This is a genomic window from Nocardiopsis sp. RV163, from assembly GCF_001029525.1.
Classification (GTDB): Bacteria; Actinomycetota; Actinomycetes; order Streptosporangiales; family Streptosporangiaceae; genus Nocardiopsis; species Nocardiopsis dassonvillei.
The window spans coordinates 64,661-85,603 of sequence record NZ_LEKI01000004.1; the positions used below are offsets into that span (position 1 = coordinate 64,661).

General features: G+C 73.2%; 23 protein-coding genes and 1 tRNA gene. 10 read left to right on the forward strand and 14 right to left on the reverse strand.

All coding sequences use genetic code 11. The features are described from left to right. Positions 1-89 precede the first annotated feature (89 nt). A complete protein-coding gene (locus tag ABD54_RS01625; RefSeq protein WP_047867664.1) occupies positions 90-839 on the reverse strand; it encodes an alpha/beta fold hydrolase in 750 nt (249 codons plus the stop codon). A 92-nt stretch (positions 840-931) separates the two neighbouring features. On the opposite strand from ABD54_RS01625, the gene ABD54_RS01630 reads away from it, so the two are divergent. Beyond that, positions 932-1,480, forward strand: a complete 549-nt coding sequence (locus ABD54_RS01630; RefSeq protein WP_047867644.1) for a TetR/AcrR family transcriptional regulator — start codon at positions 932-934, stop codon at positions 1,478-1,480. A 367-nt stretch (positions 1,481-1,847) separates the two neighbouring features. Here ABD54_RS01630 and ABD54_RS01635 read toward each other — a convergent pair whose 3' ends face one another. Then, positions 1,848-3,011 (reverse strand): DUF418 domain-containing protein, encoded by a 1,164-nt coding sequence (locus tag ABD54_RS01635; protein ID WP_047867645.1) that lies wholly within the window; start codon positions 3,009-3,011, stop codon positions 1,848-1,850. Positions 3,012-3,148: 137 nt separating this feature from the next. Between ABD54_RS01635 and ABD54_RS01640 the strand changes: the two genes are divergently transcribed. Together ABD54_RS01640 and ABD54_RS01645 are read left to right on the forward strand one after the other, a co-directional pair. Beyond that, complete coding sequence (locus ABD54_RS01640) at positions 3,149-3,436, forward strand: AbrB/MazE/SpoVT family DNA-binding domain-containing protein (RefSeq protein WP_047867646.1); 288 nt, start codon at positions 3,149-3,151, stop codon at positions 3,434-3,436. Positions 3,437-3,721: 285 nt separating this feature from the next. Further along, a complete protein-coding gene (locus tag ABD54_RS01645; RefSeq protein ID WP_047867647.1) occupies positions 3,722-4,219 on the forward strand; it encodes a DUF523 domain-containing protein in 498 nt (165 codons plus the stop codon). Positions 4,220-4,270: 51 nt separating this feature from the next. Here ABD54_RS01645 and ABD54_RS01650 read toward each other — a convergent pair whose 3' ends face one another. Further along, positions 4,271-4,810: a dihydrofolate reductase family protein gene (locus ABD54_RS01650; RefSeq protein WP_047867648.1), complete on the reverse strand. Its 540-nt coding sequence runs from the start codon at positions 4,808-4,810 to the stop codon at positions 4,271-4,273. Further along, on the reverse strand, positions 4,807-5,739 hold the full coding sequence (locus ABD54_RS01655; RefSeq protein ID WP_047867649.1) for a helix-turn-helix domain-containing protein: 933 nt from the start codon (positions 5,737-5,739) through the stop codon (positions 4,807-4,809). Before ABD54_RS01655 ends, ABD54_RS01650 begins: the two co-directional genes overlap by 4 nt. A 166-nt stretch (positions 5,740-5,905) precedes the next feature. Here ABD54_RS01655 and ABD54_RS01660 point away from each other — a divergent pair. After that, positions 5,906-5,979: transfer RNA gene (locus ABD54_RS01660), tRNA-Pro, on the forward strand. Here the strand turns inward: ABD54_RS01660 and ABD54_RS01665 are convergent. Further along, complete coding sequence (locus ABD54_RS01665; protein ID WP_235431928.1) at positions 5,961-6,293, reverse strand: hypothetical protein; 333 nt, start codon at positions 6,291-6,293, stop codon at positions 5,961-5,963. The genes ABD54_RS01660 and ABD54_RS01665 overlap by 19 nt on opposite strands. 446 nt (positions 6,294-6,739) lie before the next feature. Here ABD54_RS01665 and ABD54_RS01670 point away from each other — a divergent pair, with 446 nt between their 5' ends. Then, entirely contained in the window at positions 6,740-8,422 is a 1,683-nt protein-coding gene (locus ABD54_RS01670) for a sodium:solute symporter family protein (protein WP_047867650.1), read from the forward strand. A gap of 52 nt (positions 8,423-8,474) precedes the next feature. Beyond that, on the forward strand, positions 8,475-8,747 hold the full coding sequence (locus ABD54_RS01675) for a hypothetical protein (protein WP_047867651.1): 273 nt from the start codon (positions 8,475-8,477) through the stop codon (positions 8,745-8,747). A 9-nt stretch (positions 8,748-8,756) separates the two neighbouring features. Here ABD54_RS01675 and ABD54_RS01680 read toward each other — a convergent pair whose 3' ends face one another. Beyond that, complete coding sequence (locus ABD54_RS01680; protein ID WP_047867652.1) at positions 8,757-9,686, reverse strand: alpha/beta fold hydrolase; 930 nt, start codon at positions 9,684-9,686, stop codon at positions 8,757-8,759. A gap of 256 nt (positions 9,687-9,942) precedes the next feature. Between ABD54_RS01680 and ABD54_RS01685 the strand changes: the two genes are divergently transcribed. After that, positions 9,943-10,653, forward strand: a complete 711-nt coding sequence (locus ABD54_RS01685) for an aldo/keto reductase (protein ID WP_082166628.1) — start codon at positions 9,943-9,945, stop codon at positions 10,651-10,653. Here ABD54_RS01685 and ABD54_RS01690 read toward each other — a convergent pair. The 5 genes from ABD54_RS01690 to ABD54_RS01705 all read right to left on the reverse strand — a co-directional run bounded on the left by ABD54_RS01690 (position 10,626) and on the right by ABD54_RS01705 (position 15,625). Continuing rightward, complete coding sequence (locus tag ABD54_RS01690; protein WP_047867653.1) at positions 10,626-11,366, reverse strand: SDR family oxidoreductase; 741 nt, start codon at positions 11,364-11,366, stop codon at positions 10,626-10,628. The two genes, ABD54_RS01685 and ABD54_RS01690, sit on opposite strands and share 28 nt — an antisense overlap. 221 nt (positions 11,367-11,587) lie before the next feature. Further along, positions 11,588-12,559 carry an RNA polymerase sigma-70 factor gene (locus ABD54_RS01695; protein WP_047867666.1) on the reverse strand — a complete coding sequence of 324 codons (972 nt, stop codon included), beginning with the start codon at positions 12,557-12,559 and terminating at the stop codon, positions 11,588-11,590. Positions 12,560-12,805: 246 nt separating this feature from the next. Then, a complete protein-coding gene (locus tag ABD54_RS01700) occupies positions 12,806-13,933 on the reverse strand; it encodes an MFS transporter (RefSeq protein WP_047867654.1) in 1,128 nt (375 codons plus the stop codon). Positions 13,934-14,088: 155 nt separating this feature from the next. Beyond that, on the reverse strand, positions 14,089-14,256 hold the full coding sequence (locus tag ABD54_RS27695) for a hypothetical protein (RefSeq protein WP_235431929.1): 168 nt from the start codon (positions 14,254-14,256) through the stop codon (positions 14,089-14,091). Positions 14,257-14,551: 295 nt separating this feature from the next. Next, positions 14,552-15,625, reverse strand: coding sequence for an alkene reductase (locus ABD54_RS01705; protein WP_047867655.1), 1,074 nt, complete (start codon positions 15,623-15,625; stop codon positions 14,552-14,554). Positions 15,626-15,738: 113 nt separating this feature from the next. Between ABD54_RS01705 and ABD54_RS01710 the strand changes: the two genes are divergently transcribed. After that, positions 15,739-16,116 (forward strand): MerR family transcriptional regulator, encoded by a 378-nt coding sequence (locus ABD54_RS01710; RefSeq protein WP_047867667.1) that lies wholly within the window; start codon positions 15,739-15,741, stop codon positions 16,114-16,116. A gap of 94 nt (positions 16,117-16,210) precedes the next feature. On the opposite strand, the gene ABD54_RS01715 is transcribed toward ABD54_RS01710, so the two are convergent. Both ABD54_RS01715 and ABD54_RS01720 read right to left on the reverse strand, forming a co-directional pair. Further along, positions 16,211-16,720: a hypothetical protein gene (locus ABD54_RS01715; RefSeq protein ID WP_047867656.1), complete on the reverse strand. Its 510-nt coding sequence runs from the start codon at positions 16,718-16,720 to the stop codon at positions 16,211-16,213. Positions 16,721-16,917: 197 nt separating this feature from the next. Beyond that, the gene (locus tag ABD54_RS01720; RefSeq protein WP_235431930.1) at positions 16,918-17,574 is read right to left on the reverse strand and encodes a TetR/AcrR family transcriptional regulator; all 657 of its coding nucleotides are present in this window, start codon (positions 17,572-17,574) and stop codon (positions 16,918-16,920) included. A gap of 54 nt (positions 17,575-17,628) precedes the next feature. Between ABD54_RS01720 and ABD54_RS01725 the strand changes: the two genes are divergently transcribed. Further along, positions 17,629-18,603 (forward strand): alpha/beta fold hydrolase, encoded by a 975-nt coding sequence (locus ABD54_RS01725; protein ID WP_047867657.1) that lies wholly within the window; start codon positions 17,629-17,631, stop codon positions 18,601-18,603. A 69-nt stretch (positions 18,604-18,672) separates the two neighbouring features. Next, positions 18,673-18,969, forward strand: a complete 297-nt coding sequence (locus tag ABD54_RS01730) for a hypothetical protein (RefSeq protein WP_047867669.1) — start codon at positions 18,673-18,675, stop codon at positions 18,967-18,969. A 297-nt stretch (positions 18,970-19,266) separates the two neighbouring features. On the opposite strand, the gene ABD54_RS01735 is transcribed toward ABD54_RS01730, so the two are convergent. Continuing rightward, on the reverse strand, positions 19,267-20,874 hold the full coding sequence (locus ABD54_RS01735) for a CBM35 domain-containing protein (protein WP_047867658.1): 1,608 nt from the start codon (positions 20,872-20,874) through the stop codon (positions 19,267-19,269). Between the last annotated feature and the right edge of the window lie 69 nt (positions 20,875-20,943).

Genomic DNA, 20,943 nt, shown 5'->3' on the forward strand with positions numbered 1-20,943 from the left:
CGGGGAGCCCCTTCCCCGTGTTCTCGGGCCGGGGCGCGCGGCGCCCCGCCCGGTAGCGCCGCGCGCGTGGTCCCTCGGGCTCCGGGCGCTCAGGCGTCGGGGGAGGCCCAGAAGTCGCGCAGTACGCGGATGCCCCGCTCGGGGTCCTGGAGCATCCAGTAGTGGGTGAGCCCGTCCAGCTCCTGGAACCGGGTGCCCAGGCGGAGGGCCACCTCCCGGTCCTGCTCGGGGTGTGCCATCGGGTCCCCGGTCGGTGCGAGCAGGAGCCCGGGCGCCTTGGCGGGGCCGTCGAAGTCCCGGCCCCAGTCGGCGTGGAAGTTGGGCCACGCCGAACGGTAGAGCGCCAGGATGGCCGCGCTCATCTCCTCGTCATGGGTTCGGTCGACCTCCCGGGCCAGTTCGGGGCTCATGCCGCGGGGCCGGAGGACGTCTCCGAAGGTGCCCCCGCTGCCGGCGACGGCCCCGCGCAGCCCGGCCAGGGACTCCTCGCCCTCGGGGCTGCTCTGCCAGAGCGTGGCCGCGTCGTGCCACCGGTAGTCGGGGTGCCAGCCGTGGGCGACGTCGGAGACCCAGCTGCGGACGGGGACGTCGTGGGCGGAGACCACGCGCATGGTCAGGTGGGCGCCCCAGTCGTGGCCGACGAGGTCGATCGGCCCGCCGACGGCGCGCAGCTCCTCGGCCAGCCAGGTCGCGTAGTCCTCCTTGCCGCGCATGTGCGCCGGTCGGGGGCTGCCGAAGCCGGGCAGGCGCAGCGCCACGCTGTCCTCGGGCAGGAGCGCGCGCAGGGGGTTCCAGACCGAGGGCGTCTCGGGGACTCCGTGGACGAACACGATGGTCATGACCACTCCTGGAGTAGAAGTTGATAATCTATCCACTTCAACGTAGCACGATAAGTCGATAACTTATCCATTTCGTGGACCGAGGAGGCCCCATGCGGGCGGACGCCGCGCGCAACAACCGCAGGATCTTCGAGGAGGCGAGCCGGGCGGTCGCCGCCGGGGAGACCGACCTCACGCTCAACGCGCTCGCCCGGCGCGCGGGCGTCGGAGTGGGGACGGTCTACCGCCTCTTCCCCACCCAGCGGGCGATGCTGGAGGCCGTGGTGGAGGACGCGGTGGACGAACTCCGCCGCCTGGCCGCCGAGGCCGAACGCGAACCGGACCCGCGCGGCGCGCTCGACGGCTTCCTCCGGGCGGCCCTGGACGAGGCGCTCGCCCGCCCCGGCCTGTTCACGGTCCTCATCGCCCTCGACGACGAGAGGGAGTCCCTGCGGCAGGCCAAGACCGAACTGGTCGGGGCGACCTCGCGCCTGCTCGGACGCGCCCACCCGCGACCGCCGCTGACCGGTGAGAACCTGCTGAAACTGCTGTGCGGCCTGATCCACGCGGTCAGCGAGCACCCGGCCGAACGGCGCCCCGCCGCCACCGGCGCCTACCTGAGCCTGCTCCGCAACGGCCTCATGCCCGAAGGCGCCGCCTGAGCGGTGCCGCGGTCCGTTCCGTGCGCCGGTGCGGGGGACTCCGCGCGCCCCCTTCCGGGCACACAGTGCCGTGGCCGCCCCCCGAGCGGGTCAGGCCTCCCCGCGCAGGCGGCGGACGGTTGCCCTGCGGCTGGTGGCTCCCCGTCGTTCCCTCCTTGCGGACGCGGGCCGGTCGGCCCCCTCCTCCCCGGGAACGACGATCGCGGGGGGACCGGGCAGCGGACGGCTCGCGCTCTCCTTCTCAATCACCCTGGGTGACGGCAGCGCGTGCCCTGCCCGTGTCGCCGTCCCGGTAGCGCGGTGGCGGCCAGAAGTCGAGTCCCTCCTGCGGGGTGCGCCGGATCCGAGGCGGGGCCCCGGCGTGTGCTCAGGCCGAGGAGGGTGTCTCCCGCGGGGCTCGGGGCGCGGCCCGGCGGGTGAGGCGGCGCAGCAGGTTCTCCGCCGGACCGCGGTAGCCGGCGCGCCGCATCAGCTCGGCGGCGGCCAGCGACGCCAGCCAGGTCGCGGCGGCCACCCCGAAGGCCCCGGCCAGCCCCAGCCGGTCCTGCCACCCCAGGCCAACCGGTGAGAAGACCGCGAGGAAGACCACGCTCTGGAGCAGGTAGAAGCTCAGGGAGCGCTGGCCCAGAGCCTGTACGGCGGTGGTCGCGACGCCGCGGGTGCGGGCCGCCCGGATCGCGGCCAGCGCGACGATCCCGGCCATCCCGACGCCGCCGAAGTAGCCCGTCAGGGGCTGGAGGAGGGCCGTGCCCCACTGCGCGGCGGCCGAGGGGGCGCTCCACGCGCCCGTCTGGACCAGGACCGAGGGCAGGGCCCCGGCGACGGAGACCGCCGTGGTGAGCATGACGACGCGCGTCAGGAAGGCGCGGTTGCGCTCGGGTTCCTCCAGGAGGCGGTGCCGCGCCGCCCACATGCCCGCGACCACCCCGGGTGCGACCAGGACCGTTCCGACGGCCAGGGCGAAGGGCGTGCCGGGTAGGCGCTCCAGGTAGAGCGCGCCGGGGTCGGATCCGGGCGGCGGGGCCACGGAGCCGATGTCGAAGGTGGAGACGCCCTGGGACAGGGCCAGTCCCAGGGGGATCGCCGAGAGCGCCGTGCCGGGGGCCAGGGCCAGGCCCGCGACCCACAGCAGGGTCGTCGAGCGCGCCCGCAGCAGGCCCACGAGCAGCAGGGAGGCGACGCCGTAGGCGGCGAGGATGTCGAGGGGGACCAGCAGCGTGTGGACCAGGCCGAAGGCCAGCAGCCACCAGCCCCTGCGGCGCAGCAGGGCGCGGACGCCGACCGGGTCGGCCCCGCCTGCGACCCGCCGGTCCAGCGTCTGCGCCAGGGCGTAACCGAACAGGAAGGCGAACATCGGGCGTGCGTGGTTGCCCACGAACAGCTCGTGGAGGATGAGCGCGGCACCGTTGGCCAGGGCGGGGCCGTGGTCGACGGCCAGGACGAACAGCGGGGCGTGGGCGCAGGCGATGGCCAGCAGCATGGCGCCTCTGGCCAGGTCCGGGGCGAGCGCACGGGGCGCGGGAGCGGTCACGGATCCTCCTCGGCGGGGGTGGTGTACATGCTATTACATGTAAAGCATGTATATCGTGTGCCCTGCGCTCGTGACCGCATTCGGACACGGCCCGCTTGGTACGCTGTGCGGAACACGTACGGGAAGGCGGTGGCGGGGTGGCTGCGGAGCAGGACGGCGCCTCCTACGGACCCGGCGGCCGGGGCTTCTACGGCGCGGTGACGGTCAGCGAACGCGGCCAGATCGCGATCCCGGCCAAGGCCCGCCGCGACCTGGGCATCTCCCCCGGCGACAAGCTGCTGGTCCTCGGCGATCCCCAGCAGGGGATCGCCCTCATGACGGTCGACCGGCTCATGGAGAACCTCCAGGGATCCTCGGCCCTGATGGATGTGCTGCGACAGCACATCCAGGACGACGGGGGGACCCCGCCCGGCGGGGCCGGATAGCGGCACCGAGGGACGCTGGCGGGGGAGACCCTGTTGTTCCGGCTCCCGCGGACTCCCCGGGGTCTGCTCCGCCCCACTGCGGATCGGAACCTGCGTGCGTGCCCTTCTTCCGGACACCCGGCGCCGCTTCCGCCGCGCACGGATCAGGCACCCCGTACGGGCGGGCGTGGCGCACGCCGACGGCGGAGGACGTCCGGAGCACCGCGCGGGCGCCGCCGACGGCAGCGCGTGCGCTGCCCGTGTCGCCGTCCCGGTAGCGTGGTGGCGGCCGAGAGGGGGGAGTCCATGCGCAGGGTGCTGGTCAGCGCCTGTCTGATGGGACGCCGGGTGCGCTATGACGGGCGTGCCAAACCGGTGGAGGACGGCGTGGTCGCACGCTGGCGAGCCGAGGGCCGCCTGGTGGTGCACTGCCCGGAGGTCGCGGGCGGGCTCCCGGTGCCCCGGCCGCCCGCCGAGATCGAGCCCGGAGCGACCGCCGCCGACGTGCTCGCGGGCCGCGCGCGCATCCTCACCCCCGAGGGTCGGGACGTGACCGCGCACTTCGTGGACGGCGCCCGGGCGGCGCTGGCCACCGCCCGCGCGCAGAGCGTGGCTGTGGCGGTACTCAAGGAGTCGAGCCCCTCCTGCGGGGTGCACCGGGTCTACGACGGCGCCTTCGGCGGGAACAGGGTGCCCGGCGAGGGGGTCACCGCGCGGCTGCTCGCGGACGGCGGCGTCGCGGTGTTCACCGAGGACGAGATCGCCGACGCCGCCGCGCGCCTGCGCGAGCTGGAAGGCGTCTGAGGGGCGGTGCCGGGACCCGGCCGGCGGAGGCGGGCCCCGGCACCGGCCGGGTCAGGAACGGACGACCTCGTAGCGCATGCACGCGAAGTCACCGGCGCGGTGCACGTCCATCACCCTCAGGTTCACGCGCCCGGCCAGCAGGGGCGAGCCCGCGCCCAGGGTGACCGGCGCGACCGACACGACCACCTCGTCCAGCAGGCCGAGCCGCGCCAGCTCCGCGGCGACACCGCCGCCGCCGACCACCCACACGTCGCGCCCCTCGGCCGCCTCGACCACCTCCGCGTGCAGATCGCGCAGCTCCTGGTCGGTGTCGGCGCTGGCGAAGCGCAGGTCGCCCTCGACCCTGGGCAGGTCGCGGTGGGTGAGTACCCAGGTGGGTGCCTGGTAGGGCCAGGGGTCGCCGCCCTCGTGCTTCAGGATCCACTCGTAGGTGCCCGCGCCGGACACGATCGCGCCCGCCTCGCGGACGAAGGCCTCCGTCTCGTTCAGGGCATCGCCCCCGTCGGCGGCGAACAGCCACTCCAAGGAGTGGTCCTCGGTGGCGATGAAACCGTCCAGGCTCGTCGCGGTGTTGTAGATCGTCCTGCTCATCGTGTACCTCCGTCGTGGTGTCGGTCCTGAAGCCATTCGATGGGGTCGCCGTGGTCCACCTCGATGCCCTCCGCGCGCAGCATGTGGCGCACGAGCTGCCTGCGGTGGGCGGAGAAGGTGAGCACGTGCGCGACGACGCTGCCCAGTACGAAGCTCTCGGGCGGGTCGCACAGGGCGTCGATCAGCCGGTCGCCCCAGGCGTCCCGGCGCCCGATGTCGTCGACCGCGGCGACCCAGCGGGCCCCCGCCCGCGTGTGCCGCTCCGCCAGCGCCTCCAAGTCGTCCGCGCCCCGTTCGGGCAGGTCGGCGCCGTCGATCGAGGCCAGCCACGCCTCCTTGGCCCGGACCAGGTGGTCCAGCACGGCGGCCACGGACTCCTCCGGCCCGTCCCACTCCAGGACGGTCCGCCCGGGCGAGCGCACCCGCCGGTAGGCCTCCTCGGACAGCCGTCCGGCGAGGCGGATCAGGTGGGCGGTGTCGTCCACGTCGTGGTGGACCTGGAGGGCGATCAGGTCCATGCCGGTCCGCTCCTTGGGTCTGTCCTCGATCCACAGGTGGATCGGCGGGTGGAAGTGGATGCCGTTGGGCGCGGAAAGCCACGTGCCGCTGCCCGCCGTGGTGGCGCTGGGCGGGTGCCCGAAGGCGCGTCCGAAGGCGCGCGTGAACCCCTCGACCGACTCGTATCCGGCAGCGAACGCGGCGTCGGTCACGCTGCTGCCCTGGCTGATCTGCCAGGCCGCGCGTTCCAGGAGCACCCGGCGGCGCAGCGCGACCGGTGACTCCCCGGTGTCGCGGGTGAGTCTGCGGGTGAAGTGGAACGGTGAGGCGAAGGCGTGGTCCGCCATGTCGGTGAGGCGGGTGTTCTCCTCGTCCAGGACCGCGTCGAGCAGTTCGCGCAGGCGGTCCCGGCCCGGGGTGGGCTCGGTCATGGCACCAGTATGTTCACCGGCGGCGCCCGGGCGCCTGACCGATCTTGCCCACCCGTACCGCCGCGCGGCCCGGGGCCGTCGGACTCCGTCTCCGGTGCGAGCGCCCCGGCGGATGCGGTAGAGTCTTCTGCGTCGGCGGGGCCGGAAAAGGTGACCGCTCGATGGACGGGACGTAGCGCAGTTTGGCAGCGCACTTGACTGGGGGTCAAGGGGTCGTGGGTTCAAATCCCGCCGTCCCGACAGAGGAATAGCAGGTCAGCGAGGGGTCCGCCGATAGGCGGGCCCCTTCCTGCGTTCCGGGGCCGGTGCCAGTGCGCGTACGGCCATCCGGCGGAGACCCGGCCGAGCCGGTTGACGCCCAGCAGCGCCGTGCCGTCGTCGGCGTAGTAGTGGCAGGCGAGGATGTCGTGGCCGGTGTCGGCGAAGACGTCCTGGTGGCCGGGGCCGTGCACGCCGCCGTGGCCGGACAGGACCTCGGTGCCGCCGCCCGCGGTCATGGCCCTTCCGGCGCGGTCGCGATAGGGGCCGGTGATGCTGGTGGAGCGGCCGACCATGATGCGGTGGGTGCTGTCCCCTCCTCGGCGGCACAGGCCGAAGGAGACGAACAGGCAGTCACCAGCCGTCGCGCTGGAAGAGGGTCGGCGTCTCGACGCCGCCCCCGCCGGTGCCCGCGACGCCCGCGGGGCCGCGCGCGCCGCCCTAACAGGGCGGCCCCAGACCCTTGACACACCGTTGCTTGTGCAAGATGGTTGCTTACCTTGATGGTTAATGTTTGGTTTCGTCGAAAAATGTGGGGAATGGTCCTCATGCGCACGGTGCACATGCGTGAACGGAGTAAGAACATGGGCGCACCCCGCCCTGAGGTGCGGACACGGTCGCCGGTTCGCGACACCGAGTCCTTCGTCGTCCGATATCCGGTGCCGGCCCGCGCGCATCACGTCCGAAGGTGTGAACGGGACCTCCGCGGAGGGGCCGCCGCGTCGAGAGGGGGCCAGCCGACGTGACCGTGCTAGCACAGGACTCCCTGCGGCTGGACGCCAACGCCATCGACTACACCCTGCTCGCGGTGTACTTCGCGTTCGTGCTGGGCATCGGCTTCATCGCCCGGCGTTCGGTCTCCAACAGCCTCGACTTCTTCCTGTCGGGGCGCTCCCTGCCCGCCTGGGTGACGGGTCTGGCCTTCATCGCGGCCAACCTCGGCGCCATCGAGATCATCGGCATGTCGGCCAACGGCGCCAACTACGGCATGCCGACCATGCACTACTTCTGGATCGGCGCCGTTCCGGCGATGCTGTTCCTGGGCCTGGTCATGATGCCGTTCTACTACGGCTCCAAGGTCCGCAGCGTCCCCGAGTTCATGCTCCGCCGCTTCGGCACCGCCGCCCACCTGCTCAACGGGATCAGCTTCGCGGTCGCCCAGATCCTGATCGCGGGCGTCAACCTCTTCCTGCTGGCGACGATCGTGGACGCGCTGCTGGGCTGGCCCCTGTGGCTGTCGCTCCTGGTGGCCGCCGCCATCGTCCTCAGCTACACCGCGCTGGGCGGGCTCTCCGCGGCCATCTACAACGAGGTGCTCCAGTTCTTCGTCATCGTCGCGGCGCTGCTGCCGCTGACCCTGGCGGGGCTGAACCGGGTCGGCGGCTGGTCGGGCCTGGTGGAGGAGGTCACCGCCTCCCCTCAGGGCGCCGAACAGCTCTCCGCCTGGCCGGGCAACGCGCTGACCGGTTTCGGCGACAGCTTCCTGAGCATCCTCGGCATCGTCTTCGGCCTCGGCTTCGTCCTCGCGTTCGGCTACTGGACGACGAACTTCGTCGAGGTGCAGCGCGCCATGGCCTCCAAGAGCATGTCGGCCGCGATGCGCACCCCCATCATCGGCGCCTTCCCCAAGCTGTTCATCCCGTTCATCGTCATCATCCCCGGGATGATCGCGGGCGTGAGCGTCTCGGAGATGGTCCAGCTCAAGGCCGGTGAGAACCCCGGCGTCGACTACAACGACGCGATCCTGCTCCTGATGCGCGACGTGCTGCCCAACGGTCTGCTGGGCGTGGCCCTGGCCGGTCTTCTCGCGTCGTTCATGGCCGGTATGGCCGCCAACCTCAGCTCGTTCAACACCGTGTTCACGTACGACATCTGGCAGGCCTACGTCGTCAAGAACCGGCCCGACTCCTACTACCTGGGCATGGGGCGGTGGGTCACGGTCGGCGCCACCGTCGGCGCCGTGGGCACGGCGTTCATCGCCTCGGGCTACTCCAACCTGATGGACTACCTGCAGCAGCTGTTCTCGTTCTTCAACGCGCCGCTGTTCGCCACGTTCATCCTCGGCATGTACTGGAAGCGGATGACGCCCCACGCCGGTTGGAGCGGCCTGGCGGCCGGAACCCTGGCCGCCGTGGGCGTGTTCCTACTCGCCGAGACCGGTGTGCTGGCCCTGTCGGCGCAGGGCGCGAGCTTCGTCGGCGCGGGCGCGGCCTTCGTGGTCGACATCCTCGTCAGCGTCGTGGTCACCGTGTTCACCCGGCCCAAGCCCGACTCCGAACTGGTGGGCCTGGTGCACTCGCTGACCCCGCGCGAGTCGCGCAAGGCCTCCACCACCGGTGAGGACTCGGGCTGGTACCGCCGACCGGGGCTGCTGGCCGGGATCGCCCTGGCACTCGTCATCGTCCTGAACATCATCTTCGCCTGAGCGACCCCGAGAGGTGCACCGTGCTGAGACAAGCTGGCAAGGAGGTCATCCGATGAGCGCTGACAGCCCCGGAACGGGGAAGGGCCGCACCGCCTCCCGGGTCTTCGACATCCGCACGATCATCGCGCTGCTGTTCGCGATCTACGGCGTCGTGCTGACGGTCATGGGGTTCTTCACCGCGCCGGAGGAGATCGAGCAGGGCGGCGCGAACCTGAACCTGTGGTCGGGCCTGGGCATGCTCGCCTTCGCCGTGTTCATGGGCGGCTGGGCCCTGGTCAAGCCGCTCAAGGCCCCCGAGGAGCCGGGTTCCGGCACCGGGGCCTGATCCGCGCGGTCACACGGGCCCCGGGCGCGCGACGCGCCCGGGGCCCCATGCGTCCGGGAACCCCCGCAGCAGGTCCCGCACCAGGTCGGGGCGTTCGTGCAGCGCGAGGTGCCCCGCGCCCCGGACGGTGTGGACGGCGGCGTCCAGGAAGAGCAGGGACGGGCTGTGCAGCAGGTCCGGGGAGAAGAAGGGGTCGTGCGACCCGGTGGCGACGCTGACCGGTGTCCGCCGCCAGTGGTGGAGGGCCTCCGCGCGCAGCGGCCGGGGCGGCAGCGCGTTGACCGCGCGGCAGGACCGGCCGACCAGGGTCGTCCACTCCAGCAGGGTGGTGTCCCGGGGCTCGGCCGCGCCGGGGCCGCACATGGCCCGCAGCAGCGCGGAGCTGGACCGGGCGCCGGGATGGAATCTCCAGCGCACCAGGGCGGCGGCCAGGGCGGTGCCGCCGGTCGCCGGTGTCAGGCCTCCGGGGTTGACCAGGCAGAGCCCGGCCACCAGGGGCCCGGGGGTGGCCGAGAGCGCGATGGCCGCGCCGATGCCGTGGCCCAGGACCAGGACCGGGCGGTCGGTGATCTGCGGCAGCACCTCGTCCAGCCAGCCGCCGTAGTACGCCGGGCGCTCGACCAGGGGCCTGACGCCGTCGCTGAGCCCGGGCTGTCCGGGCGGGTCGGCGATCAGGACGGGGCGGTCCCCGGACAGGACGCGGACGGCGTCCAGGAGCGTGGCCGTGCTCAGGACCGAACCGGGGAGCACGAGGACCGGGACGCCGGGGCCGCCGGAGGCGGTGAAGACGCGCGTGACGCCCAGGGAACAGGGGACGGTCGCGAGCGGGGTGAGCAGGGGCTGGGCGCTGAGCCTGTCCCAGCACCAGTCGTGGACGGCCTGCTTGGTGGTTCGGGAACGGTAGACGCGCTGCGCGGGGGAGGGGGCGGGGTGGTTCACGTTGCCTGGTTCCGTGGAGACGCCGGGTTGATGGACCCGACTGCCGACACACTAACTTCCGATCGTACGCTCCCGGACGGTGTTCGAACAGGGGGAGTGCGCGACCCCGTGCGTTCGCGCCGAGGGGGTTCGCGGGTCCGGTTCCGGGACGGGGGCACGGTCGCGGCGCGCGGGGCCCCGCGCGCCCGCTGGTTCCCGCCCTCGCCGGGGCGCGCGGACACCGCCGTTCGACCTGTAGCGCGCTACGGGTAGCAGCATGAGCGACATGACCGAGCTGCTGCTCCCGGACATCGCGGCCGACGTCCCGCCCGAGGGCCTGCCCATCGGCAGGGCCGCCGAGGCGTCCGCCGCCACGATCCGCCGTGCCCACGCCGTGCACCCCCTGGCAGCCGTGCAGTCTGAGTTCTCGCTCTTCGCCCGCGACGTCCTGCGCAACGGGGAGGAGGACGCGATGGACGAGTCGGGCATCGGACCGGTCGCCTTCTCCCCGCCCGGGCGCGGCTGCCTCACCGGTGGCATCCGCACCGTAGACGACCTGGCTCCCGAGGACGCGCGGCGCGGGCTGCCTCGGTTCCGTCCCGAGGCGATCGAGGCCAACCTGCGGCTCGTCGAGCGGCTGCGGGCAGTCGCGGAGGAGAAGGGCGCCACGCCCGCGCAGGTGGCGCTGGCGTGGGTGGCCGGTCAGGGCGTCGTACCCGTCCCCGGGACCCGGCGCCGGTCCCGGCTGGACGAGAACGTCGCCTCCCTCCGCGTCGAGCTGACCGGAGACGAGCGCGCACGCCTGGCCGAGGCCTGCCGGAGGATGAGGAGGTCACCGGTGGGCGAGACGCGCTGGGCGTTCCCGAGGGGACCGGCCGGTAGCGCCCCGGGTGACGCGGGCGCGGGGGCCGCAGCGGGTGGGCGACCCGGTGCGGCCCCCTGGCCGACCCGCGATCCGGGTCAGGAGCCGCGGAGCCAGTCCTCGTAGCGCGCGGTCGCGGTGGGCACGGAACCGTCACCGCTGACGACGCCGTCCGGGATGCCCGCGAACATCCCGGCGCCCTCGTCCGTGGTGACGGTGCGCCCGTCCGCGCGTGCGGCCAGGGTGATCTCCCCGAGCCGGTCGAGCCGGAACACCTCGGGCCCGGCGATGTCGCGCCGCCCGTTCAGCGGCTCCCCCTGCGCCGTCCGGGCGACCTCCGCCGCGACGTCTGCCGAGGCTATGGGCCGCATCAGGGTGGAGGGCAGGCGCACGGTGTCCCCGTCCGCGGTCAACGCCATGATCGAGTCCACGAACTCGAAGAACTGCGTGGCGCGCACGACGCTGTACGGCAGTCCGCTCTGCGCCAGTATCTCCTCCTGGGCCACCTTGGCCCGGTAGTAGCCCAGCCCGGGGACGCGGTCGACGCCGACGATGGACAGGACCACGTGGTGGCCCACGCCCGCCTCCCGCCCCGCGGCGGTCAGGTTCTCCGTCGACCGGGTGAAGAAGTCCAGCGCGGCCCCGTCCTCGAAGGAGGGCGAGTTGCTCACGTCCACGACCGCGTCCGCGCCCGCCAGGGCCCGCCCCACGCCCTCGCCGGTGAGCGCGTCGACGCCCGTCGACGGCGAGGCCGCGACCGCCTCGTGACCCGCCTTCCCGAGCAGGGAGACCACCTGCGAGCCGATGAGGCCCGTACCGCCGACGACCACGATCTTCATCGTTACCTCCTACGCCTGACAACCTGTGGCGGCCGGGGCGCGTGGGCCCCGGCCCGCCGTCCGGGCGGCCGCCGCGGGCGGGCGGCGGACCCCGCCGAGCCCGTCCCGGACGGCACGAGAGCGCCGCGTCCAGGGAGACCGGTGCGGCCCTCACACACCAGGACAGGGCAGCGCCCGCGTGTGTGACACCCCGGCCCGCCGCCGCTGGATCCCGGCCGCGTTCAGCCGGTCGGGGACCCGGCGGCCGGAGGTCTCCCGGAGGCCGACGGGCCCTCGTGGGGGCCGGGGACCCCCGCCGAGGAGCGCTGGAAGGAAGCGATCTTGTCCGGGTTCATCACCCACAGGAGCTGGTGGATGCCCTGCGCCGAGGCGTCGACGGAGAGCAGCGCGAAGGGCGTCCCGTTCCGCGACACCACGAGGCCCGGCCTGCCGTTCATCTCCGCGATCCCGGTGTGCGCACCCGGCCGCAATCGCGGGGCGAAGGCCTGGAGGAGTCCGGCCACGCGGTTCCTGCCGACGACGGGGACACGGGCGCTGCTGCGCGTCCTGCCCCCGCCGTCGGAGCGGCTGACCGCGTCCTCGGCGAGGATCTCCTCCAGGGCGGCCAGGTCCCCCGCCTGGGCGGCGCTGAGGAAGGCCCCCACCAGCCTCCGGTGCTCCCGCGGGTCCACCGGCTCCCTCCGGCCCTCTGACAGGTGCCCGCGCGCGCGGCTGACCAGCTTGCGGGCGTTGGCCTCGCTGGTCCGCACCACGGCGGCGATCCGGTCGTAGGGGTAGTCGAAGGCCTCGCGCAGGACGTAGGCGGCGCGCTCGGTGGGGGTGAGCCTCTCCATGAGCAGGAGGAGGGCGAGTCCGACCGCCGCGCCGCGCTCCGCGCCGACCCCGGGGTCGGCTCCGGTGTCCACGGGCTCGGGCGGCCACGGTCCCACGTAGGCCTCACGGCGGACCCGGGCCGACTTCAGGACGTTGACGGCCAGGCGCGTGGTGATCGTGGCCAGGAACGCGGCGGGGTCCTCCACGGCGCCGCGGTCCGTCCTCTGCCACCGCAGCCAGACCTCCTGGACCAGGTCCTCGGCCTCGGCCCGGCTGCCGAGCATCCGGTAGGCGATACCGAACAGGCGCGGGCGCACACCGGTGAAGGCCTGTGCGGCCTCCTCCAGGGGGCCGGGCTCCCGTGGGACGGCTGACTGCATGGGCGCGACCACCTTCACCGGTTCTGACCTGCTGCCCGGGCACGGGACACGCGCCCCTCGCCAACCTACCGGGGCACCGGCGGAGTGCCCGGCAGGCACGGTGGTCCCGCACGCCCCGGGGCAACCGGAGAACCCACGCGTTCTACGCATCTGGCGCCTCGTGCGTGTCCGTCTCGCACGGCCGGGACGTCCCACGTGCATCTAATGCCTCACGCTTCCCGTCCGCCCCGCGAACCCCGGGGCGGGTCAGATCCGCTTGGCCGCCGTGACCGCCGACGCCACGAGCACCACCGCCGCGAACCACAGCGCCCCGGGCGCGCCCACCGCGCCCGCGACCCCCGCGCCCACGGCAGGGATCCCGACCTGCCCGAGCCGGTTGCCCCAGATCCGCAGCGCCAGGGCGGCCCCGCGCGAGCCCTCCGGGGCTGCCGTGGCCACCGCCGACATGGTCAGCGGCTGCCCCAGGCCCAGCAGGAACCCCCCGACGGCCAGGACCGCCCCCAGCACGAACACGTCGCTGACAGGCAGGGCCACCGCCGCCATCGACAGGCCCGCGGCCCCGGCGCTGACCGCGATCAGCGTCTCGCGCGACCAGCGCCGCACCAGCCGGGACAGCACCAGGCGGGACAGCAGCGAGAACCCCGCGCGCAGGCTCAGCAGGACGCCGACCGTCATCGGCGGGATGCCCCGGTTCTCGGCGACCAGCGGCAGGTAGGCGGTCAGGATGTCCACGGCCGAGAGCAGCGCGAGGCTGGCGAACAGCCCCGAGGGCAGGCCCGGTCTGCGCAGCAGTTCCCGCGCGGGGGTCCTCTCCGAGCCCTTCCCGCGCGAGGGCGCGGGCATGCGCACCCGGACGAAGGCCAGGATCGGCACCAGCCCCAGGCCGCCGATCACCGCGGCCAGGAGCAGGGCGGCGGAGGTCGCCGACAGCAGCGCGTCCCCCGAGGCGTCGGCCAGCATCGCGCCCGACAGCAGGGGGCCCACGAGTTGGCCCAGGGAGGCCGCCGCGGTGAACCACCCGAAGTCGCGGTCCAGGTTCCCCGGCGCGGCCAGGCGTGCGATGAGCCCCTGACCCGCGACCATGCACAGCAGGTGGCCCATGCCCAGCACCGTGCTGGCCGCGGCGATCGCGAACAGGTCCGTGCCGTACGCCAGCAGCAGCGAGCCCGCGCCGAGCACCGCAGCGCCCAGGCCGACGATCCACGCCGTGCGCCGGGACCGGTCGGTCGCCCGCCCCAGCGGGACCGCCACCAGCAGGGGCAGCAGCGCGTAGGCGGCGGTGACCAGCCCGACCGCCACGGCGTCACCGCCCAGGGCGATCGTCCGGTACGAGACCAGGGGACGGGCGAGGTTGAGCGCGGTGTGGGTGCACATGACGCTCAGTAACAGCGGCCAGAGCCACGACGCCCCCCTGACGCGGCCTCTTCCCAACGTTCTCTCCCTCTCGTCCGCAGCTTTCCGTCCTACGCCGCGGCGGCCCGGGGGGCTGGGGGTTCCCCGGGGACGTCCGATGACGTGACCATTCGGTTCTACACGGTGTCCGCCCGGCTCCCGTCGGCCGGGGTCGCGGGCCGACGCCGGCCCCGCACCCGCTTGACCGCGAAGACCGCCACCGCGGCCAGGAGGATGGCGTACATGCCGACCGCGATGCCGCTGTCGAACAGGATCGACACGTCGGCCTGAACCGCTGCCCGCACGGCTCCACCAGCGAGAACGGCTGGCTGCGCCGGGTCCGCGCCGACTGGAGCCACTGCTTCCCCCACCTGCCCCGCCCGTCGGGCCGCCGCTATTCGGCTGCAAGATCTGCTTCCGGCTCCAACCAGCGCGGCCCTTCCGGGAGCCTTCCCGGAAGGGCCGCCGCGTTTCCGGCACTTCCTCCACTGCCTCGCGTCTTCCGCACGAGTTTCCGTACGGACTTCCGGGCCTGGGCTTGGGAGCCGTGCAGGTCCGGGTCCGGGCCGGGGGGCCAGGCGGAGCCGCAGGACCCGCGATCTACGCGCTGTACTGGTACGCCGGGTAGGTCAGGTAACCCCGGTCGCCGCCCTGGTAGTAGGTCGCCTCGTCCGCCGGCGCGATCGGCAGCCCGGTGCGCAGCCGTTCCACCAGGTCGGGGTTGGCGATGAACGAGCGGCCGAAGCTGATGAGGTCGGCCCCCAGTCCGAGCCAGTGGTCGGCTTCGGTCCGTCCGACCTGCTTGGGGCCCATGGGGAGCACCGGGTTCATGATGAGGGTGGTCGGCCAGGCGCGGCGCAGCTCCAGCAGCAGTTCCTCGTCTGCGGTGGCTTCGAGATGGACGTAGGCGACCCCGATCCGGGCCAGTTCGGCCAGCAGCGCGGTGTACAGCTCGAGCACGCCTGTCTCCTTGACCCCCCAGAACCCGGCGCCGGGGGAGAGGCGGATACCGGTGCGCTCGGGCCCCACGGCGTCGGCGGTGGCGGCGGTCGCCTCGACGGCGAACCTGATCCGGTTGGCCACCGAACCCCCGTAGGAGTCGGTGCGCAGGTTGGCGTTGTCCGAGAGGAACTGCGAGATCAGGTAGCCGTTGGCCCCGTGCAGTTCGACCCCGTCGAACCCGGCGGCGACCGCGCGGCGCGCCGCCCGGGCGTAGGACTCGGCCTGCTCGGGCACCTCGGCCTCCTCCAGCGCACGCGGCACCGGAACGGGCTGGGGACCGCTCGGCGTGAACACGTTTCCGACGGCCGCGACCGCCGAGGGGCCGACCGGCCGCGTTCCGGTGGTCTCGGGGTGCGAGACGCGTCCGCCGTGCATGATCTGGGCGAAGACGCGGCCGCCGTTGGCGTGCACGGCTTCGGTCACCGGCTTCCAGGAGGCGACCTGTTCGTCGGTGTGCAGGCCCGGCGTTCCCGGGTTGGACTGCCCCACCAGGCTCGGCTGCACCCCCTCGGAGACGATGAGCCCCGCGGTCGCGCGCTGGGCGTAGTACGCCGCCATGGACGGCGTCGCCAGTCCGCCCTCGGCGGCGCGGACGCGGGTCATCGGCGCCATCACGACCCGGTTGGGCAGGTGCAGGTCGGCGAGCCGGTAGGGCTGGAAAAGGCTGGTCACGACAGGTTCTCCTCCGTGGGCGGTGTGTCCCGGTCGGGTACGTCGACTACGCTAAAACCTGACACTGATGTGAGGGGCAAGCGGCTGTGTCGCAGGTCACGGGGGAGGAAGTCGTGCGCATCGGGGAACTCGCCAGGCGGACGGGTGCGAGCGTCCGGTCCCTGCGCTACTACGAGGAACAGGGGCTGCTCGCCAGCACCCGCAGCGCCAGCGGGCAACGGCACTACACCGAGGCCGCGGTCGAGCGCGTCGCCTTCGTCCAGCGGCTGTACGCCGCCGGGCTGTCCAGCCGCACCATCGCCGAGGTGCTCCCCTGCGCGGAGGCGCCCAGCGAGCGCAACTCCGACGCGGCGATCGAGCGGATGGCCCGGGAGCGCGACCGGCTCACCGGGCACATCGCCGAGCTGGTGCGCACGCGCGACGCGCTCGACGGCCAGATGGAAGCGGCCCTCGCCTACCGGGAGCGGCTCCGCTCCGGCGCCGTCGCCTGACGCGCCCCCGCCTTTTCCGTCCCGTCCCGGCCTTGTCGCGTCCCGCTCCGTCCGGGTCCGGCCCCATCGGTCGACGGCCGGGCCCGGACGGCGGTCAGCAGCGGTAGGTGGTGCCGTTGGCGGCGTTGCCCCAGTCGCAGGAGCTGATGGTGCCCGTGCTGGAGTTGTTGTCGGCGCTGCCCGGACGCTTCAGGCGCAGGTCGGGGTTGCGGCTGGTGCTGCTGTTGAGCAGGACGTGGCGGTCGTAGCCCCGGTAGATCTGGTGGTAGCCGTTGGAGTCGCGCCGGTGGGTGCCCCTTCCGGTGCGCACGTAGGCCGTCGCCCCCGCGGGCAGGTTGTAGGAGGGCAGGGGTCGCCCGTAGGTGTTGGTGGTGATGTCGGGGACGTACCCGCCCACGTTGACGGTGCGCGTGGTGACGTTCCTGATGAGGAAGTACTCCCCGTTGACGTTGCTGGAGGTGTCCGACCCGGCGGCGTTGGGGCGCACCTGGGTGACCATGAGCGCTCCGGTGGTGGAGGCGGCCTGTGCGGGGGCCGACAGCAGTGAGGCGGCGGTGACGGCGGCCGCGGTGATCGCGGCGGCGCGCAGGGCAAGACGTGGCATGGACGCTCCTGGGGGGCTGATGGAAGCGTCATCGTTGCAGGAGTCATGCCTCATGTGCGGTCTTTTGAAAGTATCTGGCCTGGTTTGGCCAACGTGTACACCGGTCCGGTCGTACCGCGTCCGAGGCCGTGTCGATCGGTGCCGTCGCCGAAGCAGCCGAGTCTCCGGCGCGGCGCCGGTCCGGGACCCCGCGCGGATCAGGGGAAGAGGACGCCTTCGAGCATGGCGACCAGTTCCTCGGCCGCCGCGAGCGGGTCGTAGTCGGGGTGGTCCAGGTGCTCGGCCACGATCGCGTCCATGCCGCCGCCGACGATCAGCGCCGTGGTGCGCAGGTCCGGCCCCTCCGTGCCCGAGTCCGCCCCGCGCGCCCGCCGGGCGGCCGCCATCAGGTCCGCCAGGGGGCGCCAGCGCTGGCTGGAGCGGCGGTCCTCGTCGCTCACCGCGGCGATGACCACCCGGGTGTGCCCCGGGTGGTCGCGCAGGTAGCCGACCATCGAGCGGATGTAGGCGGCGGGGGCCCGTTCGGCGCCGACGCTCTCCACAGCCCGGCCCACGTGCTCGACCAGGCCGCTGAGCGCGCTCTCGTGCGCCGCGCGCACCAGGGCGTCCTTGGAGCGGAAGTGGTACAGCACCGCCGCCTTGGTGATCCCCGCGGCCTCGGCGATGCGGGCCAGCGAGGTCGCCGCGTCCCCGTGTTCGGCGATGAGCCGGACCGTCACGTCGATGAGCTGCGCGCGCCTCGCCTGCTCGGTCAGGGTGGGTTTGCGGGAGCCGCGCTCCCGCCCCCGAGTCTGCCCTTCCGCCTGCTCGTGCCCCTGCTCGGGTTCCCGCGACCGTGGGTTCTCCCTTGTCATGACCCCAGAACTTACCGTATGGTCAGATTACTTACCAAACGGTTAGGGGTTGTCATGCGGAGGAAGAAGCGCAACCGGTGGACCATCGTGGCGTGCGCCGCGGTCGTCGCGGTGCTCCTCACCGCGGTCGCCCTGCGCACGCCCTCACCGGTGGGGCACTGGCGCTCGGCCGAGGGGCGGGACGCCTTCATGCGCGCCTACGGGGCCGCGATGGCCGATCTGCCCCGGCCCGACGCCGAGATCGACGTGCGCACCGACTACGGGATCGTGCGGATGTACCGCTTCGAGGGTGAGGGGGACCGGGAGGAACCGCTGGTCCTGCTGCCCGGCCGGGCGGCGCCCTCGCCGGTCTGGGCGGACAACCTGCCCTCCCTGCTGGAGGTCGGGGACGTCTACACTGTCGACCTGCTGGGCGAACCCGGGATGAGCGTGCAGGAGCGGCCCATCGAGGACGACGCCGACCAGGCGGTGTGGCTGCACCAGGCCCTGGACGGCCTCCCCGAGGAGGGGTTCCACCTGGTGGGGCTGTCGATCGGCGGCTGGACGGCGACCAACCTGACCGTCCGCGAACCCTCGCTGGTGGCCTCGGTGACGCTGGTCGACCCGGTGTTCGTCTTCGACGACATGCCCGCGGAGGCGGTCCTGCGCTCCCTGCCGGCCTCGCTGCCCTGGCTGCCGCGCTCCTGGCGCGACGGCTTCAACTCCTGGACCGCGGGCGGCGCTCCGGTGGAGGACGTTCCGGTCGCCCGGATGATCGAGTCCGCCATGCAGAACTACGCGCTCAAGCTGCCCCAGCCGGGCAGGATCGGCGAGGAGGCCCTCACGGGCCTGGACGTGCCCGTGCTGGCGCTCGTCGCCGGACGGTCGGTGATGCACGACCCCGACACCGCCGCGGCCACCGCCGAGCGCGCCCTGCCCCACGGCACGGTGGAGGTCTACCCGGAGGCCTCGCACGCGATCAACGGCGAGTACCCCGAGGAGCTGGCCGCCGACATCGCCGCCTTCCTGGAGGAGGCGGACCGGACCTGAACCGGGCGATGACCGGTCCCGGAGCCAGCAGCGCGCTTGTCCGGGGCCGATCGCGGGCACCACACGGACATGCCCGAACGCACCGAGGACGGACGCTACGTCGTGGTCTCCGGCCGCCGTTGGCGCGCGAGCGACCCGCAGTTGCCGGAACCGGTACGCGAGCGCCTGGTGAGACACCTGATGTCCGCGCGCAGGGACGTGGCCGCCGCGCTGCGCACCGGGGACACCGGCGCCGAGGGGCGTGCGCGCGCACGCGTGGCTCTGGCCAAGGAGGGTCTGGGCGAGCGCGGAACGCCCTGGTGGGAGCTGCCGGAGGCCGACCGCCGCCACCGCTGGGAGGACGCGCTGCGCCGCCTGGACCCCTGAGGTCCGGGGCCCGGACGGCCTTCGTGCCAGGAGATGATCCGCCGCCCTCCGGTGCCGGGGGCCGCAAGCCCTCCCCGGCTGGCCTGCCCCGGACGGCGGTCCGGTGCGTGTACGGGACCGCGGCCCCGTGCGCGCCTGGGCGGTCGGGGTCCCTCCGGGCGTGCGCTGAGGCCCCGGCCAGCGGGAGATCCGCTGACCGGGGCCTTTCCTGAGTCGGTCACGGTGCGGGTGCGGGTGCGGGGACCGAACCGTGGCGGGCGCCTCGGTCGCGTCGGCGCACCCGGACCGGGGCGCCGGTTACGGCGTGACCCGCTGGCCCCCGAAGGTCACGACCAGGGTGCCGTCGGCGGAGTGGGACCAGTCCAGGCCGCCGTCGTAGGAGGAGCACCGCGACCCGTTCGAGCCGGACCAGAACTGGTTGGAACCGTCGGCGTCGCCGATGGTCCGGTCGTTGGAACCGCTGTCGCACGAGGTGTTGCCGCGGAACACCGAGGAGCCGCCGTCGAAGTTGAAGTTGCGCTCCTCGTTGCCGATGCTGACGTTGTCCGAGACCGCCATCGAGCCGGTGTTCCTGTTGTAGGTGAACCCGTGCTTGCCGTTGTCGTAGGCGATGTTGCCCGTGATGGCGTGGTCGACCCCGATGTCCTCGCCGCCGAGCTTGAAGCCGTTGCGGTCGCCGTTCCCGGCCTCGGAGCCGTCGCTGAGGACGCCGTTCTCGTAGGCGAGGGAGTCCTCGATGGTCACCTCGCCGATGGGACCCGTCTCGCTCTTGGTGTAGAGGTCCCAGCCGTCGTCGATGTTGTTGTGGGCCACGGCGTAGCGGAAGACGTTGCCGGGGCCGGAGGTGAGCTTGGCGGCGAAGCCGTCGGCGTCCTCGCCGTCGGAGTCGGCGTTGTCGTGCGACTCCGCGCTCAGGATGAGGTTGTGGGCGGGCCAGTCGCTCTCGGGGGTGCTGGAGACGCGGCGCGAGAGCTGGAGGCCGGTGTCGCGGTTGAAGCGGGTCACCGTGCGCTCGATGACGTTGTGGCTGCCGCTGACGAAGATGCCGTTGTCCCCGGCGTGCTCGACGACGATGCCCTCGACGTGCCAGTACGACGCCTCCAGCGCCAGGCCGCGGTTGGTGGAGTCCTCGCTCTGGGCGGAGAAGTTCAGCACCGGTGTCTCGCCCGGGTAGGCGGACAGCTCCGTGCGGTCTCCGGAGGTGCCGTCCTCCCCCAGCGGGATGGTGACCGTGTCCGAGAAGGAGTAGGTCCCGCCGCGCATGTGGATCGTCCCGCCGGGCTCGATCCGGTCGATGGCCGAGGTGAGCGTGGTGGGGTCGGACTCGGTGCCGTCAGCGCCCGCGCTGCCGCCCGGAGCCACGTACAGCGCGTCCGAGGCCGGCGGGTTGTCGTCGTCGCCACCGCCGTCGTCACCGCCGCCGCCGTCGCCTCCGCCGCTCGTCTCCACGTCGAGGTAGTCGACGTTGGGCATGCCCTGTGAGCCGGTCGGGTCGAACCGGATCGTGTTGGCGCCCTCGTCCAGTCGGACGGTGAGCGTCTTGGTCGCCCACTCGTCCCAGTCGCCGGTGCCCTCGAAGGAGACCGACGCCGCCCGGGAGCCGTTCACGAGGACGTCGGCCGGGCGGGCGGAGGAGGTGCCGTTGGCGAAGCGCACGGTCAGCGTGGCCGTTCCCGGGGCGGAGGCGTTCACGCTGAACCGCACGTGGGCGCCCTCCTCGTTCTCGGTGTCGCAGAACCCGTCGCCGGAGTAGCCCGGCCACTCGGTCTCGATGCTGCCGTTGCAGGAGGCGGAGGAGTCCTCGGCCTCGTAACGGGTGGTGGCGGCTTGCGCCGCTGTGCCGGAAAGCGTGACGAGCGTGCCTGCCAGGAGGGCGGCGCACGCGAGGGCGGGTCTGGTCTTCATCGTTCGTCTCCGGGGGGTTGGTGCGGCTGACCATTGGGACGGTGAGCGGAAGGGACGGGAATGGGGGCC

Excerpts from the sequence above, each read along its gene's own strand:
- ABD54_RS01695 (WP_047867666.1), bottom strand. The coding sequence starts at position 12,559 with ATGCAGTCAGCCGTCCCACGGGAGCCCGGCCCCCTGGAGGAGGCCGCA.
- ABD54_RS01700 (WP_047867654.1), bottom strand. The coding sequence starts at position 13,933 with ATGTGCACCCACACCGCGCTCAACCTCGCCCGTCCCCTGGTCTCGTAC.
- ABD54_RS01650 (WP_047867648.1), bottom strand. The coding sequence starts at position 4,810 with ATGAGCAGGACGATCTACAACACCGCGACGAGCCTGGACGGTTTCATC.
- ABD54_RS01645 (WP_047867647.1), top strand. The coding sequence starts at position 3,722 with ATGCGCAGGGTGCTGGTCAGCGCCTGTCTGATGGGACGCCGGGTGCGC.
- ABD54_RS01735 (WP_047867658.1), bottom strand. The coding sequence starts at position 20,874 with ATGAAGACCAGACCCGCCCTCGCGTGCGCCGCCCTCCTGGCAGGCACG.
- ABD54_RS01685 (WP_082166628.1), top strand. The coding sequence starts at position 9,943 with ATGAGCGACATGACCGAGCTGCTGCTCCCGGACATCGCGGCCGACGTC.
- ABD54_RS01720 (WP_235431930.1), bottom strand. The coding sequence starts at position 17,574 with ATGACAAGGGAGAACCCACGGTCGCGGGAACCCGAGCAGGGGCACGAG.
- ABD54_RS01715 (WP_047867656.1), bottom strand. The coding sequence starts at position 16,720 with ATGCCACGTCTTGCCCTGCGCGCCGCCGCGATCACCGCGGCCGCCGTC.
- ABD54_RS01665 (WP_235431928.1), bottom strand. The coding sequence starts at position 6,293 with ATGGTCGGCCGCTCCACCAGCATCACCGGCCCCTATCGCGACCGCGCC.
- ABD54_RS01675 (WP_047867651.1), top strand. The coding sequence starts at position 8,475 with ATGAGCGCTGACAGCCCCGGAACGGGGAAGGGCCGCACCGCCTCCCGG.
- ABD54_RS01730 (WP_047867669.1), top strand. The coding sequence starts at position 18,673 with ATGCCCGAACGCACCGAGGACGGACGCTACGTCGTGGTCTCCGGCCGC.
- ABD54_RS01690 (WP_047867653.1), bottom strand. The coding sequence starts at position 11,366 with ATGAAGATCGTGGTCGTCGGCGGTACGGGCCTCATCGGCTCGCAGGTG.
- ABD54_RS01655 (WP_047867649.1), bottom strand. The coding sequence starts at position 5,739 with ATGACCGAGCCCACCCCGGGCCGGGACCGCCTGCGCGAACTGCTCGAC.
- ABD54_RS01625 (WP_047867664.1), bottom strand. The coding sequence starts at position 839 with ATGACCATCGTGTTCGTCCACGGAGTCCCCGAGACGCCCTCGGTCTGG.
- ABD54_RS01630 (WP_047867644.1), top strand. The coding sequence starts at position 932 with ATGCGGGCGGACGCCGCGCGCAACAACCGCAGGATCTTCGAGGAGGCG.
- ABD54_RS01725 (WP_047867657.1), top strand. The coding sequence starts at position 17,629 with ATGCGGAGGAAGAAGCGCAACCGGTGGACCATCGTGGCGTGCGCCGCG.